This window comes from Caballeronia arationis (assembly GCF_001544975.2).
In the GTDB taxonomy this organism is placed as follows: Bacteria; Pseudomonadota; Gammaproteobacteria; order Burkholderiales; family Burkholderiaceae; genus Caballeronia; species Caballeronia arationis.
The window spans coordinates 1-15033 of record NZ_FCOG02000045.1 but is presented as its reverse complement, the minus strand read 5'-3'; the positions used below and the strand labels follow the sequence as shown (position 1 = coordinate 15033).

General features: G+C 62.2%; 14 protein-coding genes and 3 pseudogenes. 12 read left to right on the top strand and 5 right to left on the bottom strand.

The window, feature by feature from the left end; genetic code table 11:
* Nucleotides 1-15 precede the first annotated feature (15 nt).
* Nucleotides 16-480 carry a RidA family protein gene (locus AWB81_RS23830; protein ID WP_062639014.1) on the bottom strand — a complete coding sequence of 155 codons (465 nt, stop codon included), beginning with the start codon at nucleotides 478-480 and terminating at the stop codon, nucleotides 16-18.
* Nucleotides 481-655: 175 nt separating this feature from the next.
* Nucleotides 656-910 carry an ABC transporter permease gene (locus tag AWB81_RS23825; RefSeq protein ID WP_062639013.1) on the bottom strand — a complete coding sequence of 85 codons (255 nt, stop codon included), beginning with the start codon at nucleotides 908-910 and terminating at the stop codon, nucleotides 656-658.
* Nucleotides 911-1033: 123 nt separating this feature from the next.
* Here AWB81_RS23825 and AWB81_RS23820 point away from each other — a divergent pair.
* The 12 genes and pseudogenes from AWB81_RS23820 to AWB81_RS23765 all read left to right on the top strand — a co-directional run bounded on the left by AWB81_RS23820 (nucleotide 1034) and on the right by AWB81_RS23765 (nucleotide 13281).
* A pseudogene (locus AWB81_RS23820) lies at nucleotides 1034-1711 on the top strand (alpha/beta hydrolase).
* Nucleotides 1712-1724: 13 nt separating this feature from the next.
* Nucleotides 1725-3347: an ATP-binding protein gene (locus AWB81_RS23815; RefSeq protein WP_062639012.1), complete on the top strand. Its 1623-nt coding sequence runs from the start codon at nucleotides 1725-1727 to the stop codon at nucleotides 3345-3347.
* Between the two features lie 146 nt (nucleotides 3348-3493).
* Nucleotides 3494-4513: an AAA family ATPase gene (locus AWB81_RS23810; RefSeq protein WP_062639011.1), complete on the top strand. Its 1020-nt coding sequence runs from the start codon at nucleotides 3494-3496 to the stop codon at nucleotides 4511-4513.
* Between the two features lie 15 nt (nucleotides 4514-4528).
* Nucleotides 4529-5398, top strand: a complete 870-nt coding sequence (locus AWB81_RS23805) for a DUF58 domain-containing protein (RefSeq protein WP_062639010.1) — start codon at nucleotides 4529-4531, stop codon at nucleotides 5396-5398.
* Nucleotides 5395-6276 (top strand): hypothetical protein, encoded by an 882-nt coding sequence (locus AWB81_RS23800; protein WP_062639009.1) that lies wholly within the window; start codon nucleotides 5395-5397, stop codon nucleotides 6274-6276. Before AWB81_RS23805 ends, AWB81_RS23800 begins: the two co-directional genes overlap by 4 nt.
* Nucleotides 6273-7271 carry a vWA domain-containing protein gene (locus tag AWB81_RS23795; protein WP_062639008.1) on the top strand — a complete coding sequence of 333 codons (999 nt, stop codon included), beginning with the start codon at nucleotides 6273-6275 and terminating at the stop codon, nucleotides 7269-7271. Before AWB81_RS23800 ends, AWB81_RS23795 begins: the two co-directional genes overlap by 4 nt.
* Nucleotides 7268-7810: a hypothetical protein gene (locus AWB81_RS23790; protein WP_062639007.1), complete on the top strand. Its 543-nt coding sequence runs from the start codon at nucleotides 7268-7270 to the stop codon at nucleotides 7808-7810. The genes AWB81_RS23795 and AWB81_RS23790 overlap by 4 nt, the downstream gene beginning before the upstream one ends.
* Nucleotides 7807-8718, top strand: coding sequence for a vWA domain-containing protein (locus AWB81_RS23785; RefSeq protein WP_062639006.1), 912 nt, complete (start codon nucleotides 7807-7809; stop codon nucleotides 8716-8718). The genes AWB81_RS23790 and AWB81_RS23785 overlap by 4 nt, the downstream gene beginning before the upstream one ends.
* A 38-nt stretch (nucleotides 8719-8756) precedes the next feature.
* Entirely contained in the window at nucleotides 8757-9041 is a 285-nt protein-coding gene (locus tag AWB81_RS23780; protein ID WP_087135161.1) for a hypothetical protein, read from the top strand.
* Between the two features lie 81 nt (nucleotides 9042-9122).
* Nucleotides 9123-9557 (top strand): annotated as a pseudogene (locus tag AWB81_RS23775) (DDE-type integrase/transposase/recombinase); the annotation flags it as partial.
* Between the two features lie 197 nt (nucleotides 9558-9754).
* Nucleotides 9755-12172, top strand: a complete 2418-nt coding sequence (locus AWB81_RS23770; protein WP_374730509.1) for a two-partner secretion domain-containing protein — start codon at nucleotides 9755-9757, stop codon at nucleotides 12170-12172.
* A 596-nt stretch (nucleotides 12173-12768) separates the two neighbouring features.
* On the top strand, nucleotides 12769-13281 hold the full coding sequence (locus AWB81_RS23765; RefSeq protein ID WP_062639002.1) for a PH domain-containing protein: 513 nt from the start codon (nucleotides 12769-12771) through the stop codon (nucleotides 13279-13281).
* Nucleotides 13282-13562: 281 nt separating this feature from the next.
* Here AWB81_RS23765 and AWB81_RS23760 read toward each other — a convergent pair whose 3' ends face one another.
* The 3 genes and pseudogenes from AWB81_RS23760 to AWB81_RS45815 form a co-directional block, all read right to left on the bottom strand.
* On the bottom strand, nucleotides 13563-14099 hold the full coding sequence (locus AWB81_RS23760; protein WP_062639044.1) for a hypothetical protein: 537 nt from the start codon (nucleotides 14097-14099) through the stop codon (nucleotides 13563-13565).
* A gap of 32 nt (nucleotides 14100-14131) precedes the next feature.
* Nucleotides 14132-14659 carry a hypothetical protein gene (locus AWB81_RS23755; RefSeq protein WP_062639001.1) on the bottom strand — a complete coding sequence of 176 codons (528 nt, stop codon included), beginning with the start codon at nucleotides 14657-14659 and terminating at the stop codon, nucleotides 14132-14134.
* A gap of 35 nt (nucleotides 14660-14694) precedes the next feature.
* Nucleotides 14695-15033 (bottom strand): annotated as a pseudogene (locus AWB81_RS45815) (IS4-like element ISCku4 family transposase); the annotation flags it as partial.

Genomic DNA, 15033 nt, shown 5'->3' with positions numbered 1-15033 from the left:
GCGCTCGGTTACGCGCTATGCGCTCACGCCCACAACGGCTCGCAGAATGACCGGCTGGCCGCCTCGCAGCGAGACCGCGCCGAACACCGAGCGGGCATGCACGCCCGCTTCACCCAGCACTTCGGCGAGTACATCCGATGCGCCGTCGAGCACTTTCGCGTGATCCTCGAACGAAGCGTCCGCATTCACGAATCCTTGCAGGTCGAGCACCTGCCTGACCTTGTCGAGGCTGCCGAGTTCGTCGCGCAGCACGAGCAGCAGTTCGAGCGCCGCCTCGCGCGCGAAAGCGACGCCGTCCGCGAGCGTCAGGGTGTCGCCGAGCCTGCCGTGCGGCGCCTTGCCGCCGACCGCGCCGTTTGCCGACTTGCCCGACACGAAGACGAGATCGCCCCAGCGTGTTGCATTCCGATAATTCGCCTTCGGGTTGCTCGACGTGCGGCCGGGTTCGATCAGGCAATTCAGTCTTTCGTCGGCGCTCATGGTGCTCCTGTCGTTGTGTGGACGTTGGGCCGGTCATTTTATGCACCGGGCGTTTGCGCGCCAAACAATGAAGGCTCGTATCGATATGAACGCGGGCGCGTCGCGCGTTGCTCAGTGCACGCGGCCCAGGGGCGTTGCGCATCCGTCGCGCCCACGCGTGGTCTGCCGGTCGCGCTCATTCTTGCTTCTTCCATGCGGCGAGCCACCTCTCGGCGAACAGGACCAGGTGATTGAACGCGAGCCCGAGCAGCGCCAGTGTGATGATGCCCGCGTACATCTTCGGGATCTCGAAGGTGAACTGCGAGTAGTTGACGAGACAGCCGAGGCCCGCCTTCGCGCCGACCACTTCCGCTGCGATCAGCACGAGGATCGAGTAGGCGCCCGCGATGCGGATGCCGGCGAACACGGACGGCAGCGACGCGGGCAGCACGATCTTCAGTGCTTTTCATGCAAAGGGTCGATGGCATACGAAGGTTCGAGGTCTCTTCTTCCTAAGGAGATCATTGTGATATATTAAATATCAGCGCTTCAGCGGACTCCAATCAGGGCCCCAATGTTCGATCCTTCGCTCCTCGGCCGACTCTCCTTCACTCCCGCCGATCCGGTCAAAAGCCCGCTGCCGCCGGGCCGCAACCGGCTCGGCATCGCCGATGAGCGCGACGCCGTGCTCTACGTTCCGTCCGGACTCGATACGGATCGGCCGGTGCCGCTTTTCGTGATGTTTCATGGCGCGGGCGGCTTCCCGTAAAAAGTGCTGCCGTTCATCGAAGAACACGCCGAACGCGAGAAATTCCTGATCCTTGCGCCGCACTCGATGTATCCGACCTGGGATATCGTGGTAGGCGGCAGCGGCCCGGATCTGGAGCGGTTGCAGCGGGCGCTCGTGGAAGTGACGTCGCGTTATTCGGCAGCGCCGGATCATCTGGCGTTCGCCGGGTTCTCGGACGGCGCAAGTTATGCGATGTCGATCGGCATCACCAACGGGGACGTCGCGAGCCATGTAATCGCGTTCTCCGGCGGCTTCATGTCGGTCTTCACGCAGGAGGGCGCGCCGAAGGTCTTCATCGCGCACGGCTTGAGCGACGAGCAACTGCCTGTCGAGACGAGCGCGCGCGTGAACGCGCAGAAGCTGAATGCAGCGGGCTACGACGTGCACTACATCGAGTTCAACGGGCCGCATGCGGTCCAGCCAGCTATCGTAAGCATGGCAATCCAGTTCTTCCTCGACTAGCGGGAGTGCATGAATGGATTTTGAAATACCGGAATCGCTGGTTCATCCATTGCTCGCGATGATCGAATCAGGCTCGCCGCTCGCGCGGCAACTGCATGACCAGGGCGCGTGTCACGGCAGGATGATGGTATCGAGCGCGCTGTTCGATTCGAGGTCGCTCAACACGCTCTACTCGTTGAGCCGCGCGAACAACGAGAGCGCGCTGATGTTCCAGATGCTCGCGCTCGACAACATCCACAACGCGCCGCAGGCCCGGACGATTCCGTCGCTCGAACACGTGGTGCCGGGACTCATCGCGTATCTCGCGCGCGATGCGATCGACGGCTGGCTCTATTGCCGCGCGAAAGACGCCACGCTGTTGCCGTGGCTCGTGCACCGCATTCGACACGTCGAGCCGGATCAGGGCGCGCCGTACGTCGTCATCGACATGCTGGCGAACACGATGCAGGCGGCCAACTCGCCGCGCGCCGATCCGCACATGCGCCACTCGGGCATGACGACGTCGATCGTGATCTACCGTCACGACATCGTCGATCGCACGATTCCAGAACTGCTCGCGGAGTTCGGCTTCTACAAGGAATGCGCGGAGTTCAAGCGCGAATATGAGCGGCAGGCGGAGCGCTTCGTGAGGTTTCAGCGGCGCTTCGGCGGGCAGTTCGTCGTCTCGAAGGCGGCTTTCACGATCGATGCAAAGGGCGTGGCCGAACTGACGCGCATCGTCGATGGCGTGAGCGCGAAGTGCGTCAACGACGAGGAGACGCTCGAACGCCGCTTCCAGTTGACAGCCAACGCCGGCTTCTGGCGTGCGGCGCACATTGAGAGCGGCTTCGACGCGATCCCGCTGCATTGCTACCTGTGCCTGTTTCATCTGGAGTGGCATCGACCCGTCTGGGCGCATGTGGCGCATGTCGCCGAGTATCGCTATCAGCCCGAACTGCGCGACAAGCTGGTGCTGCCGGCCCACCATCGCGACCTGATCGACATCCTCACGTCGAAGAGCGAGGTGCTCGTGCAGGACTTCGTCGCAGGCAAGTCGGGCGGCACGACGATCCTTTGCCAAGGCGCGCCCGGTCTCGGCAAGACCCTGACCGCCGAGGTCTATTCGGAGGTGGTCGGCAAGCCGCTGTATCGCGTGCATTCGGGGCAACTCGGGACGTCGGCGGCGTCGGTCGGCGCGACGCTGTCGGGCATCCTGCAGCGCGCGGTGCGCTGGGACGCGATCCTGCTGCTCGACGAAGCCGACGTCTATATCCGCCGCCGAGACAACGATCTCGAGCACAACGCGATCGTGGCGGAATTCCTGCGCACGCTGGAGTACTTCAACGGCTTGCTGTTCATGACGACCAACCGCATCGACGACGTCGACGATGCGATCCGGTCGCGCTGTATCGCGAAAATTCAGTACGAGATTCCGCCTGCGGCCGATGCGATCCGTCTGTGGAAACTGCTCGCCGAGCAACTGGGCGCGGATCTCGATGACGGTCTTCTCGAAATGCTGACGGATGCGTATCCGAACTCGAGCGGACGGGATATCAAGGAACTGCTGAAGCTGACGACGCACTATTGCCGCGCCAAGCAAATCCCACTTTCGGAGGATGCGTTCAGAATGTGCGCGAAATTTCGCGGGCATGCGTGAGGCGGGTTCCAGAGTGTGTCATCGGTAAGTTTGCGATTACGTGACACTCTGTGCTTCCCTGTCCCGCATGACTTGCTTCTCATGCCGATCGCATCGATTGGCATGACACTTGCCTGTCAGCTTGGCCGCTGACAGGGAGAAGCCCGATGTTGTCTGACGAAGCGTTGCAGGACTGGCGCAGCAACGCGCTGCAGCTCGAAGCGGCGGTTGCGCAGGCGGTCGTCGGCCAGCCGGAGGTGACCCGCCTCATCACCGTGGCGCTCTTCGCGCGCGGACACGTGCTGCTCGAAGGCGACGTCGGCGTCGGCAAAACCACGCTGCTGCGTGCGTTCGCTCGGGCGATCGGCGGCGAGTTCGAGCGGGTCGAGGGCACCATCGACCTGATGCCGGGCGATCTCATCTATCACACCTATGTCGATGCCGAAGGTGCGCCGCGCATCGATCCCGGTCCGCTGCTGCGTCATGGCGAGTGCCTCACGACGTTCTTCTTCAACGAGATCAACCGCGCGCGGCCGCAGGTGCAATCGCTCTTGCTGCGCGCAATGGCGGAGCGTTCCGTGTCCGCGTTCAATCGCGAGCATCACTTTCCGCACATGACGGTGTTTGCGGATCGCAACAAGGTCGAGAAGGAGGAGACCTTCGAGCTGGCGTCCGCCGCGCGCGACCGCTTCATGTTCGAGCTGACCATGACGACGCCGCCCGAGCCCGCGATTCGCAGCCGCCTCGTCTTCGATCCGCATTTCCATGACGTCGATACCGTGCTCGAACAGGTGCCTGACGGTATGTTCGCGTGGCGCGAGTTGAACGCGGTGGCGGCGTCGATCCAGCGCAGCGTGCGCGCGAGCGAAACCATCGAACGATACGTGCTGCAACTCTGGGAAGCGACCGAACGGCCCGCGCAATACGGCATCGTGCTCGACGACGTCGATATGGATCGGCTCGTACTGGCGGGCGCGAGTCCGCGCGGAATGAGTGCGCTGGTGCGTGCAGCGCGCGTGGTTGCGTGGCTCGCGGGACGCGCACACCTGATTCCGGAGGACATTCACACGGTGTTGCCGGCGGCGCTCGGTCATCGCGTGTTCTTCACGCCGATCTATGAACTGCGCCGCGCAGAACTCGCCGACGCGCTCGCGCAGGCGATCATGCTGCGCGTGGCCGCGCCCTGAAGCGGAGGCTGCGCGATGAGCCCGGCACACGAATTCCATTACCGGATGCCGTCGCAGGTACACGGCTATCGTCCGGGATCGCATCACGGTTCGAGCATCGGTGGCGGACAGGCCTTCGCAACCCACGCACGTCTCTTCGATCACCCCGATCCGCGTCGCCTCGATCTGCGCGCCAGCTTGCGGCATCCGGGGCGCGAGTGGCTCGTGCGGCTGCATCGACAGCGCTCGGCAGTCACGGTGCATGCGCTCGTGGACGTATCGGCATCGATGACGTTCGGCTCGGCGCGCACCAAGCTCGACATCGCCGGCGAATTCGTCGATTCGCTGGGACGCAGTGCATTTCGCGTGGGCGACCCGGTTGGACTGCTCGCGTTCGATACTGCGTTGCGCGATGAGCTCACGATGCCTCCGCGTCGTCATCGAGGCGCGGGCGCGGCGATGCGCGCATTGTTGCACGAAGGGCGCAAGCTGGCGGCGCAACGTGGTGGCAGCGGTGCGGCTGGCCTGCAGCGCGCAGCGGAACGACTGAGCGGGCGCGAGGGGATCGTGTTCGTCGTATCGGATTTTCACTGGCCACTGGATACCTTGCGCGGATCGTTCGAGCTAATGGCTCCGGCTCTTGTCGTGCCGCTCGTCGTGTGGGATCCGCTCGAACTGGAAGCGCCATCGCGCAACGCGCTCATGATGGTGCGCGATGCGGAGTCGCACGAGCGGCGCGCGTTGTGGATGCGCCCCGCGCTGCGCATGCAATGGCGCGATGCGGTCCGGCATCGGCGCGCCCAGATCGATGGCTTGTGCCGCGCGCACGGCGTGCGTCCGCTGTATCTGAGCGGAACGTTCGATCCGGAGGCGTTGTCGCGATACTTCCTGGAGATGGCCGGATGATCGCGCGATGGGTCATCGTGATTGCCCTGATGGCGCTTGCGCCTCACGCGTTCGCGCAGCAATCGGCCGTCGCGACGACCGAGCAGCCGCGCAGTTTCGGCTACACGCTAGGCGATGTGATGACGCAGCGCGTCTTGCTGCGCGTGGGCAACCGACCGTTCGAACCTTCTGCGTTACCGCCGCTGGAGCGCACCGGGGCGTGGCTCACGCGACGCGCGGCTGCGATCGAAACGGACGGCGCCGGGAACCGATGGCTCGTGCTCGAATATCAGGTGATCAACGCGCCGCAGACACTCGCTGCGATCGCGTTGCCTGCTTTGACGCTGACTAGCCGCACGTCCGGCGGCGCGGCACTGAGCGTTGCCGCATGGCCGGTGAGCGTGGCGCCGCTGACGCCTCGCATCGCATTCGCTCAAGGCGAGTTGCAACCATTGCAGCCCGACCGACAGCCCTCGCTTCTGCCGACGGCGCCGCTGCAGAGGCGCTTGACTGTGTCACTGGTGACGCTTGCAGTTGTTGTGTTCGCGTGGTTCGGATGGTGGCTGTGGCGCAATCATCGCGATGCCTGCCAAATGCCTTTCGCGCGTGCGTGGCATTCGCTGAAGAGATTCGATCCGGCCCAGGTCGATCACGATTCCGACGCTTGGCGCCAAGTCCATCGCGCACTGAACGATGCCGCCGGTCAAGCTCTCCATCCGGGCACGCTCGACGCTCTGTTCGTCCGAGCGCCGTATCTAGAACCGATGCGAGCCCCGATCGAACGCTTCTACGCGCACTCCGGCGATCGGTTTTACGCGCTTGCGCCGGCGCACGAGTCCTATCGGCTGCTCGACTTGTGCCGCGACTTGCGCCGCCTCGAAAGGCGCAATCGAAGATGACCGCCTCGTTCGGTTTCGCATCGCCTTGGATGCTCGCGCTGCTTCCGCTTGCATTGTTGCCGCTCGCGCCGCGCATCAGCGACACGCTGCTGTACTCGCACGTCGCATGGTTGCCGCGTGACCGGCTGGGTCATGCCGCCGGCATCGCACTGCGCGTGCTCGCGGTGGCCACGATGCTGTTGATCGTGATCGGACTCGCCGATCCGCGCGAGACCGAAAAAGCGGTGACGCGTGTCGCGCGAGGCGCCGAGATCATGGTGCTGATGGACCGGAGTTCGAGCATGGACGCGTTCGTTCCGCCGAAGAGCGTCTACGCGGCGGGCGCGATGGCGGGCGGCGTGTCGAAGAACGCGTCGGCGCGCGAGGTGCTCACGCGCTTCATCGATAAACGCGGCAACGACCTTGTCGGGTTCATGATGTTCGGCACGAGCCCACTGCTCGTGTTGCCTCTCACGCGCGACAAGGAAGCGATTCAGAGCGCCGTGGCCAGCACCGGCATCGGACGAGGGATGCCGGATACGCGGCTCGATCGCGGGCTGCTCGCGGCGATTGGCCAGTTCGAGCGGCGCGACTACAACGGAAATCGCGTGATCATCCTCGTCTCGGACGGTGGCGCGCATATCGATGCGCCGATGCGCTCGCGCATCGCGGCGGGGCTCGCGCGCGAACGCATCACGGTGTATTTCATCTACTTGCGCAGCAGCGCGAACAGCACCGATCTGAACGCGATCACGCCGGCCGACGAGTCGTCCGAGGAGGTCGAATTGCATCGCTATTTTCAGTCGCTGAAGACGCCGTATCGGCTTTACCAGACGGACGATTCGAGCGCGATGGCAGCGGCGATGGCAGAGATCGATGCGCAGCAGAATTTTCCGGTTTCGTACGTTGAGCGTGTGCCTGGGAGGAGCCGCAGTACGTCATTTCTTGCTTTGGCGCTGGCTGGCTGTGCGCTGCTGTTTGCGTTGCGATTTGCATTGTTGCGGAGTTGGTCATGAGGCGGCGCGTCGTTCATGCAGGGTTTGCGGCGGCTATGCTTTGTTGCGCCGCCTGGGCTGGATTCGAAGGCTGGCGTCTCGTCGATGCGCAACGGAGCAATGCGGCTGTGATGCGTGCGGGTGCTGCGTCGGGTGTCGTCGTTCAATCGCCACGTGTGCGGCTTGCGCACGCGGTTGCTCTATCGAAAGCAGGGCAGCGCGAGGCGGCGGCGAAACTTTACGATGGGCTCGTCACTAGCGCCGATCCTGACGAGATCGGGCGTGCCGCCCTATTTGATCTTGCGAACATGTACCTGCGCGAAGCGATCGCCGTGGGCGCGGGCAATCCGATCGCGTCGGCGCCGCTCGCCGAACTTGCGAAGAACCGTTATCGCGAGTTGCTTCGCGCGAAACCCGACGACTGGGACGCGCGCTATAACCTCGAACGCGCGCTGTGGCTGCAGCCAGAGAGCGCGCAGGCTTTCGACGATGGACGCGAACCTTACGAGGTTCGCCGCATGATCAAGGTACCGGACGTTGCGCTTGGGGATTTGCCGTGACCGTGACGGCGGCTTATCGGCAATGGGCGCTCGCTGTCGCGGTCATATTGCTTGCGGCCACGCTATGGATGCCCGGCGTGAGGTTGATACGCGACCGCTTCGATTACGTCGTGACCTTCGACATCACGCAAAGCATGAATGTCGAGGACGTGATGCTGGAGGGCGTGCGCACAAGCCGCCTCGTCTACGCGCGCGAGGCGATGCGCCGAGCGTTGCGGCGGATGCCGTGTGGGTCGAGAGTCGGATGGAGCGTGTTCACTGGCACACGATCGCTGCTGCTGTTGGAACCGCTCGAAGTCTGCGAACACTACGACGCGCTCGCGACATCGCTCGATGGCATCGACGGACGAATGCGTTGGGCAAACGCGAGCCGTATCGCGAACGGGGGACTGTTTTCGGCGATCCACCAGGCGAAGCAGATGGGGGACCACGTAGCGGTGGTTTTCATGACCGACGGACAAGAGGCGCCGCCGCGTCCGCTATCCGATACGTCGATGCCGGGGATTACGCCGGGAGAAGTTCGCGGGTGGCTGATCGGTGTCGGTGGCGATCAGCCAGCGCCGATACCGAAAACCGATAGCGACGGCCGGCCCGCGGGGTTCTGGCTCGCAAGCGACGTCGTGCAGACAAGCGCGATGTCGTCCGCGCAGCGGGGGGAAGTGAGTCATGAGGAGCTGTCGGCGCTGCGAGATGGGTATCTAAAGGCGCTCGGCGGGCAGACGGGGCTTGAGTATCGCGCGTTGTCGACAGAGGAGGCGCTGGGGGATGCGTTGCTCGATTCGCGGTTTGCGGAGCGGGTTGGTTCGACGGTAGATGTCCGCTGGTGTGCTGCGTTGGGGGCTCTCGTCATGCTCGTGATGGTGTTTTTGCCGGATTTTCGCGGGGCGCGTGTTGGGCCTCGTCGGTAACGGGCGCCTTTCTTTATTCACCAAGGCCGACATTCAACATGCTCGCCGGAGTCTCCAGGAAGACGATAGTTATCGCCGCTGTTTTCGTCGCAAGCTCCATGTCGCTATCGATGTCCGCGATGGCGGGCGGTTACGGCAACGATCATTTCGATCGCGTCAATGCCGACGCGCCAGCTTCGCAACCTGTTCAAGCCGCTCACAGCGCCCATCCGAATGCCGCGGGCGGAAACCACGGCGATGTCGGAGGCGATGAGCCGGTCAAGACGGAGTCTGGCCGGCGCGCTCTCGGTGACAGGATTGACGAAATGTATCGAGGCGGTTGATCGGCTTAAGCGACGTCATCAGCGGCAGACGCGCGCACACGCGCAGTCTGCCGTCCCCGGCGAGCCTAATGTTGTGGCCTGTACCTCTACCGCGCGGTTGATCGAGCGGGAAAAACGGTCGATTTCCGGCTCAGCGCTCGACGTGACGTCGCTGCAGCCAAAGACTTTTTCGCAAAGGCAATCAAGAGTCAAGGGCTTGCTCCGAAAACGATCACGCTGGATGGCTACGCGGCATCTCATCGCGCGGTGCGCGAAATGAAGACTGACGAGCTGCTGCCGGAGGAGACGATGTTGCGATCGTCGAAGTAGTTGAACAACTTGATAGAGCAGGACCATCGCAACATCAAGTCCAGGGTCGATGCGATGCTCTGTTTCAAACGCTTCAGGAATGCAGTAGCTACGATCACTGGGATCGAACTGATGCATCGCATCCGAAAAGGTCAGTTCGAGTTGCCGAGCACGCAACTCAAAGATACAAGTGCACCTGCTGTTTGGAAGGTCGTTCTTTCGACATGACGATGTGACGGTGAACGCGCCGTGCTTCGGTCTTACGCATAACTTGCACCGGAGCCCCATTTCCCACATTGTCCGATTGCGTCGGTACGCGCCGATCGACCACCGGCAAGGGGAACGTGCGTCCCTTTATCGGGCCGCCGTGCGCGACTCTATGCACTATCCTCTACTGACGTGCTTGTCGCGCGCCGAGGTGAACCATGTACTCGATTGCCCCGCGAGTTCAGGCCGCTATCTGCTCCAGCGGCGTCAGAGACTGCAATGTGCCGACATCGAACATGCAACGCAGGCGCTCTTTCACTTGGACTCCCTGTCGATCCGCTTACACGCTCGTCCTTGTCGCAGCTATGATTGTATGTATTGCAGATGCATCGGCGGCCGGGTCGCTTCCCCAAGGCGGTCATTTTGTGGCCGGACAAGGCTCAATCACCACCCAAGTCGCTTCGGTGGGCATCACGCAAACATCACCGCGTGGCGTAATCGACTGGCGAAGCTTTTCTATCGGCAACTGCGAGACCGTTGCCATCAATAATGGCACGGGTGCGACGCTCAATCGGGTCACCGGCACTGACCGCTCGCTGATCGACGGCAAGCTGAGCGCGACCGGAACTCTTTATCTCATCAATCCGCAAGGAGTGGTCGTCGGTCCGGGCGGTGTCATATCGACGGGTGGCCGGTTCGTTGCGTCTGCACTCGACGGCGATACCAAACCCTTCATGGCCGGCGGCGACCTGACGCTCACGGGAACAGGTAACGGCGTCGTGGTGAACCTCGGAAAAATCAGTTCGAGCGGCAGCGATGTATTTCTCATCTCGCGGAATCTGATCGTCAATCGCGGCGACATCCGCGCACCACAAGGCGCCGCCGAACTAGCGGTCGGCAGTCAGGTTCTGCTCCACGACGCGACTAGCAGCCAGCAAGTGTTCGTGCAGACCGGCAGCCACGGCAGCGTTACCAACACCGGCACGGTCAAAGCGGCGCAGATCAGTCTGCAAGCCGCCGATGGCAATGTCTTCGCGCTGGCTGGACGTCACAGCGAACTGCGCGCGACCGGTACCGCCACGCGCGATGGCCGCGTGTGGCTTGTCGCCGACAGCGGCACCGTGCAGGCGCACGGCAACATCGGCGCAACTAACGCCGACGGCAGCGGTGGCACGCTCGATATGAATGGCGCATCGCTCAACGTTGATTATGTGATGATCGACGCGGCGCAATGGAATCTGACCACGCCAGCTTATACGGCCGGCCCGCATGCAGCCAGTACGTTCACGCGGGTACTGTCCAACGGGACATCGGTGACGGTCAACACCACCGGAAAGGACGGCACCAGAGGCGACATCAACGTGATTTCGAACGTGCGCTGGAGCGGCGACGCCTCGCTAACGCTGAACGCAAGTCACTCCACGGTGGTTGGGCAAGGCATGACGATAGCGAACGCCGGCGCGGGCAATCTAACGTTGCGCGCCGACGCGAACGGCATAGACAACGGTGGCAGCACGATCAATCGCGGCACCCTCGACTGGTCGCATAGCACAGGTGTCGTGTCCGTTCTACACGATATGAACGGCACCTATACACCGGGCACCGTTCGTGCGAATCCATCGTGGGTTGCCGCCCCCTATAGCGGCCTCCTCTCGCAGTTCACGACCTATCGCCTTGTCAACACCGGCGCGGATCTCGCTAATGTATCGAATGATCTAGCCGGCACTTATGCCCTCGGCAGGAATGTCACGTTGACGGCTGCCGGCAATGCGGGCATTGGCGTAGCGACTCAAAGTGCTTTTACCGGACAGTTCGACGGGAGGGGGCACACCATCGCCGGATTCTCTATCGGGGACCTTGCAGGCGCAACAGATGCCGATTATGTCGGTCTATTCGCCATAATCGGACCGACTGGAATCGTGCGCAATCTCAGCGTCAACGGTGCCGCGATCACGGAAGACAACACGCGCGTCGGCTTGCTCGCGGGACTGAACCGGGGGACGCTGGTCAACGTACATACGTCCGGTTCTGTAACCGACCAGAACGGCTTCTTCGGTAGTGTCATGGGAGGGTTGGTCTCGCGCAACGAAGGAACGATTGAACGTTCGTCGAGTGCCGTTGACCTGAGCGGCCAGGCAGGGCTCGGCGGCCTAGTCGGTGAGAACGCGGGCGTCATCAACCAATCGTTCGCTTCCGGCGGCGCATTCAGCGGATCGCATGGGAGCGGAGTCGGCGGCCTCGCCATGTCCAACACTGGGACCATCACGCAATCGTATGCGACGGGCGAGACGCAACTCGGTCTGGGCGACAATGGCGGCTTCGTTGCCGACAACTCCGGAACCATCCAAGAATCGTTCTCGACCGGGCACGTTACGCTCTTCGGGCCGTCCCCGATCGGAGGCTTCATCGGCGTAAACAGCGGTCCAATATCCAATGACTTCTGGGACATAGAGACAAGCGGCAAGACGGTCGGCGTGAACGGTAGTGGAGCGGAGGGCGCAACCGGGCTGACGACGGCGCAGATGAGTGCGCCACCGAGCTTTGGCTCGCAATGGAACTTCGGTCCAAATGGCACGTGGGTGATCCCAGCAGGCTACACACATCCAATTCTTCGCTGGCAGCTTCAGATCCAATGAACGAAGACAGTGCCGCGAGTCATGTGTCTGACCAAGGCACGCAGACCTGGATAAAGAGAGGAGTTGCGCTCGACGAAGGAGAAAGCCCCCGAACGTGGTGACCGCTCGCGTCCCTCCTTCGGCGTGCCGAACTTACCAGCAGCGAACCGTCAGGGCCGCAATCGCCTGCCGCCGGGGTCCGGTGCTCGCGTGTGGTGAAGATTGAGTCATACGGCAGCCGTAAATACAATCAAATTTGTCACCGTTAGCGAAATGAAGTTGTCAACCGGCCTTCATGATGGACGGCTAGGCCCATTTCGTCCCTCTACATGAAGGAGCCGACGTCCGCGAACAGCGAAACGGTCACAGTGCTGGCTATCCGCCATCGGTTAAAGGACGAACATCATTGAAGTGCCGATGTTTCCTTCGCGCCAGCGTCCAGTGGGCCGGTGCAACGACCACTGCGCTACAATCACTCCATGTAGCTGTGTTTGGCGTAACCGTCATGGCATCGTCGCCCGGTCAGCAGTCAGTTCGCCGACGCGCAACCGAATCAGGCAGCGCTGCCTTTTTTGGCGGACGACTAGAGCTATCGGTCAGAAAAAGGAATTTGTGCGATGGCTAATCAGGTGATCTTCAGCGGCGCGCCGTCGCAGGCCTGCAACCTTCCAGCGCTCCTGAAGGGGGGCGTTGTCATGGCAATGATTGGCGGCATACATGTCTGCACGTCGAACTCTTTCCCGTTTCAGTGGAATGTGCTGCTTGCACAAGCCGGCGCGGTATTGATCGGTGTCAGTTTGCAGTTCGTCAAGACCGCGTTCACCCGAATCGTCATCGATACCGCACGAATTACCTGGACCCAGGGCATTTTACATCGCCGTGTGTCGACTCTCGAGCTTTCCCGGATTCAGTGCATCACCTCGATCCACCCATGGTGGCAACGCCTGTTCCGCACCGGCTCGATCATCCTGACGACCAACGAGGTAGCTCATCCCGTGAGGCGTTTGCCGGCCATCAGGAACGCGGATCAGCTCTGCAAGACGCTTGACGAGGCGGTAGCTATGCATCAGGGACGGCCTATTCCCACATACACGAACGCACCTGGTTACTCTCGAGTGCCCAGTATTTGAACATTTGACCGGGCGACATCAGTATCCAGATCTTTGCTTACGGTTCAGTACAGGGCAGGCTCGGCCTTTCGGCACCGGCTGCAGTCGACCCCATCTGAGCCACTCAGCCGCGGCAGGCTTGATGTCCCCTTGTGAAGTCGAGCGGTCAGCCATGCCGGAGCCAACGCTCGACTTCGGGCTTCCTTGAGATACTAATTTCTCAGGTCCGGCCGATCAAGTCCCGGCAGATTCGGACGAGGTGACGGGTAGAACGGGTTTTCGCGTTGATTCAGCATCAGGTATTAATATCCGATCCTGAGCGGCTCCGGGTGATCCCGCGTGATCACGAGCTTCGCAGCGGCCGGAAAGCCCAACACGGTGGACGGGCTCGCGTAAGGATGGCATGTGGGAGGGTTCGAACTCCGTCCGGAGCGAGCCGTTAGTGATTGGATCGGACCCGCGGCGGCAAAGTACACCGTGACCTCACTGCCCTGCCTGACCGGAATCGAGATTCGTGGTCCCCACGCGGACTCGATGATCGGATCGCCGCTGCAATCGGCGGACGTGTATTGGCCGGACGACACGGCGAGCCATTGGAAATCGGTCGCGGAGAACCGATAGCTCGCGTCCTGGACCCGCGTGATGGGCACGACCGTCGTCGCGTCGTCGACCGTGAACGCGACGCCGTTTTGCGCGCTGAAAGCCGTCAGATCGCCGATCAGGTTCCCGTTGGCATCGAACACCCTGACAGGGCGATGCCTCGCGTGATGCGCTGAATCATCCGCGAGAGATGCAAGCCCGTAAAGCGCGCAGAGTGCTCCGACCAGGCAGCGTTTCATATCGGCCTCCGTGGGACCGTGCTTGAGCTGCATTAATAGGCGATGCGCAGCGGTTCCGGATAGTTCTGGGTCAGTGGGTACGTGCTCTTGGCTGCCCAATACAGCGTGCCGAGGTCGAACCGAAGTGCGCTGCACGAGCTCACGCCGGAACGGTCCGTCTGTCTCAACGACCATACGTGTACATTGCCTGAATAGCCCTTGACGGCGGTATAAACCGTCACGTCGACTCCGTCCCGGACCGCGATGGCCGGAGTGGGACTGCCGGAGTTCGGAACGAGCACGCCGCCGCTGCAGTCGGTCGATGCGTACCCCGGCGACCCCTCGGCGACCCATTGGTACTCAGAAGCCGAGTATTGCAAGGATCCGACACGCTTGTGATCGACTATGACGAAGACGGGCTCGCCGTCTATCGCGATATACACGCCGTTGACGCCTGCGAAGTACTCCAGCGGGCCGACCGCCTTCCCCTGAGCGTCGTACACCATCGGCAGGCGCGCTTTGTCGCCTGCATCACGCGCGGAATCGCCGCGCTCGCCGGCAAAAGTCTGGCTCGTGTACATAACTCAAGAGTGCCGAGTTCGGCACAGTCTTGGGGTTATGTGGCCAGTCGGAACATCTCGAAGGTGTCAGGGTCCTGCCTTTCGGCGATGAATTTCGCGAAGAAATTGGTTTTGGCGCTATTCACGAGAAATTCGGGCAGGCATTGTCGTAGTGCACTGGCGACAACCAACTCCGATGGAGGGATGCCGGGACGGATGGTGCGCAGCCAGGATCCAAAGGAACTCCAGACGAGTGAAGGGAATACCGCTGCCAGGTACTGAAGCAGTCCCTGGCAGACGATGCCAGCCTGAATGAAGACGTGATAGGCGTGGGTCTTGCGCTTGACGGCGTCGCGGTACTCGGGCGACTCGCGATGAAGGTATTGATCGCCGTT

Bases quoted from the DNA above. Each gene is read 5' to 3' on its own strand.
- AWB81_RS23780 (WP_087135161.1), top strand. From the start codon at position 8,757: ATGCTCGCCGGAGTCTCCAGGAAGACGATAGTTATCGCCGCTGTTTTC.
- AWB81_RS23800 (WP_062639009.1), top strand. From the start codon at position 5,395: ATGATCGCGCGATGGGTCATCGTGATTGCCCTGATGGCGCTTGCGCCT.
- AWB81_RS23795 (WP_062639008.1), top strand. From the start codon at position 6,273: ATGACCGCCTCGTTCGGTTTCGCATCGCCTTGGATGCTCGCGCTGCTT.
- AWB81_RS23805 (WP_062639010.1), top strand. From the start codon at position 4,529: ATGAGCCCGGCACACGAATTCCATTACCGGATGCCGTCGCAGGTACAC.
- AWB81_RS23755 (WP_062639001.1), bottom strand. From the start codon at position 14,659: ATGTACACGAGCCAGACTTTTGCCGGCGAGCGCGGCGATTCCGCGCGT.
- AWB81_RS23760 (WP_062639044.1), bottom strand. From the start codon at position 14,099: ATGAAACGCTGCCTGGTCGGAGCACTCTGCGCGCTTTACGGGCTTGCA.
- AWB81_RS23790 (WP_062639007.1), top strand. From the start codon at position 7,268: ATGAGGCGGCGCGTCGTTCATGCAGGGTTTGCGGCGGCTATGCTTTGT.
- AWB81_RS23830 (WP_062639014.1), bottom strand. From the start codon at position 480: ATGAGCGCCGACGAAAGACTGAATTGCCTGATCGAACCCGGCCGCACG.
- AWB81_RS23770 (WP_374730509.1), top strand. From the start codon at position 9,755: ATGTACTCGATTGCCCCGCGAGTTCAGGCCGCTATCTGCTCCAGCGGC.
- AWB81_RS23815 (WP_062639012.1), top strand. From the start codon at position 1,725: ATGGATTTTGAAATACCGGAATCGCTGGTTCATCCATTGCTCGCGATG.
- AWB81_RS23765 (WP_062639002.1), top strand. From the start codon at position 12,769: ATGGCTAATCAGGTGATCTTCAGCGGCGCGCCGTCGCAGGCCTGCAAC.
- AWB81_RS23810 (WP_062639011.1), top strand. From the start codon at position 3,494: ATGTTGTCTGACGAAGCGTTGCAGGACTGGCGCAGCAACGCGCTGCAG.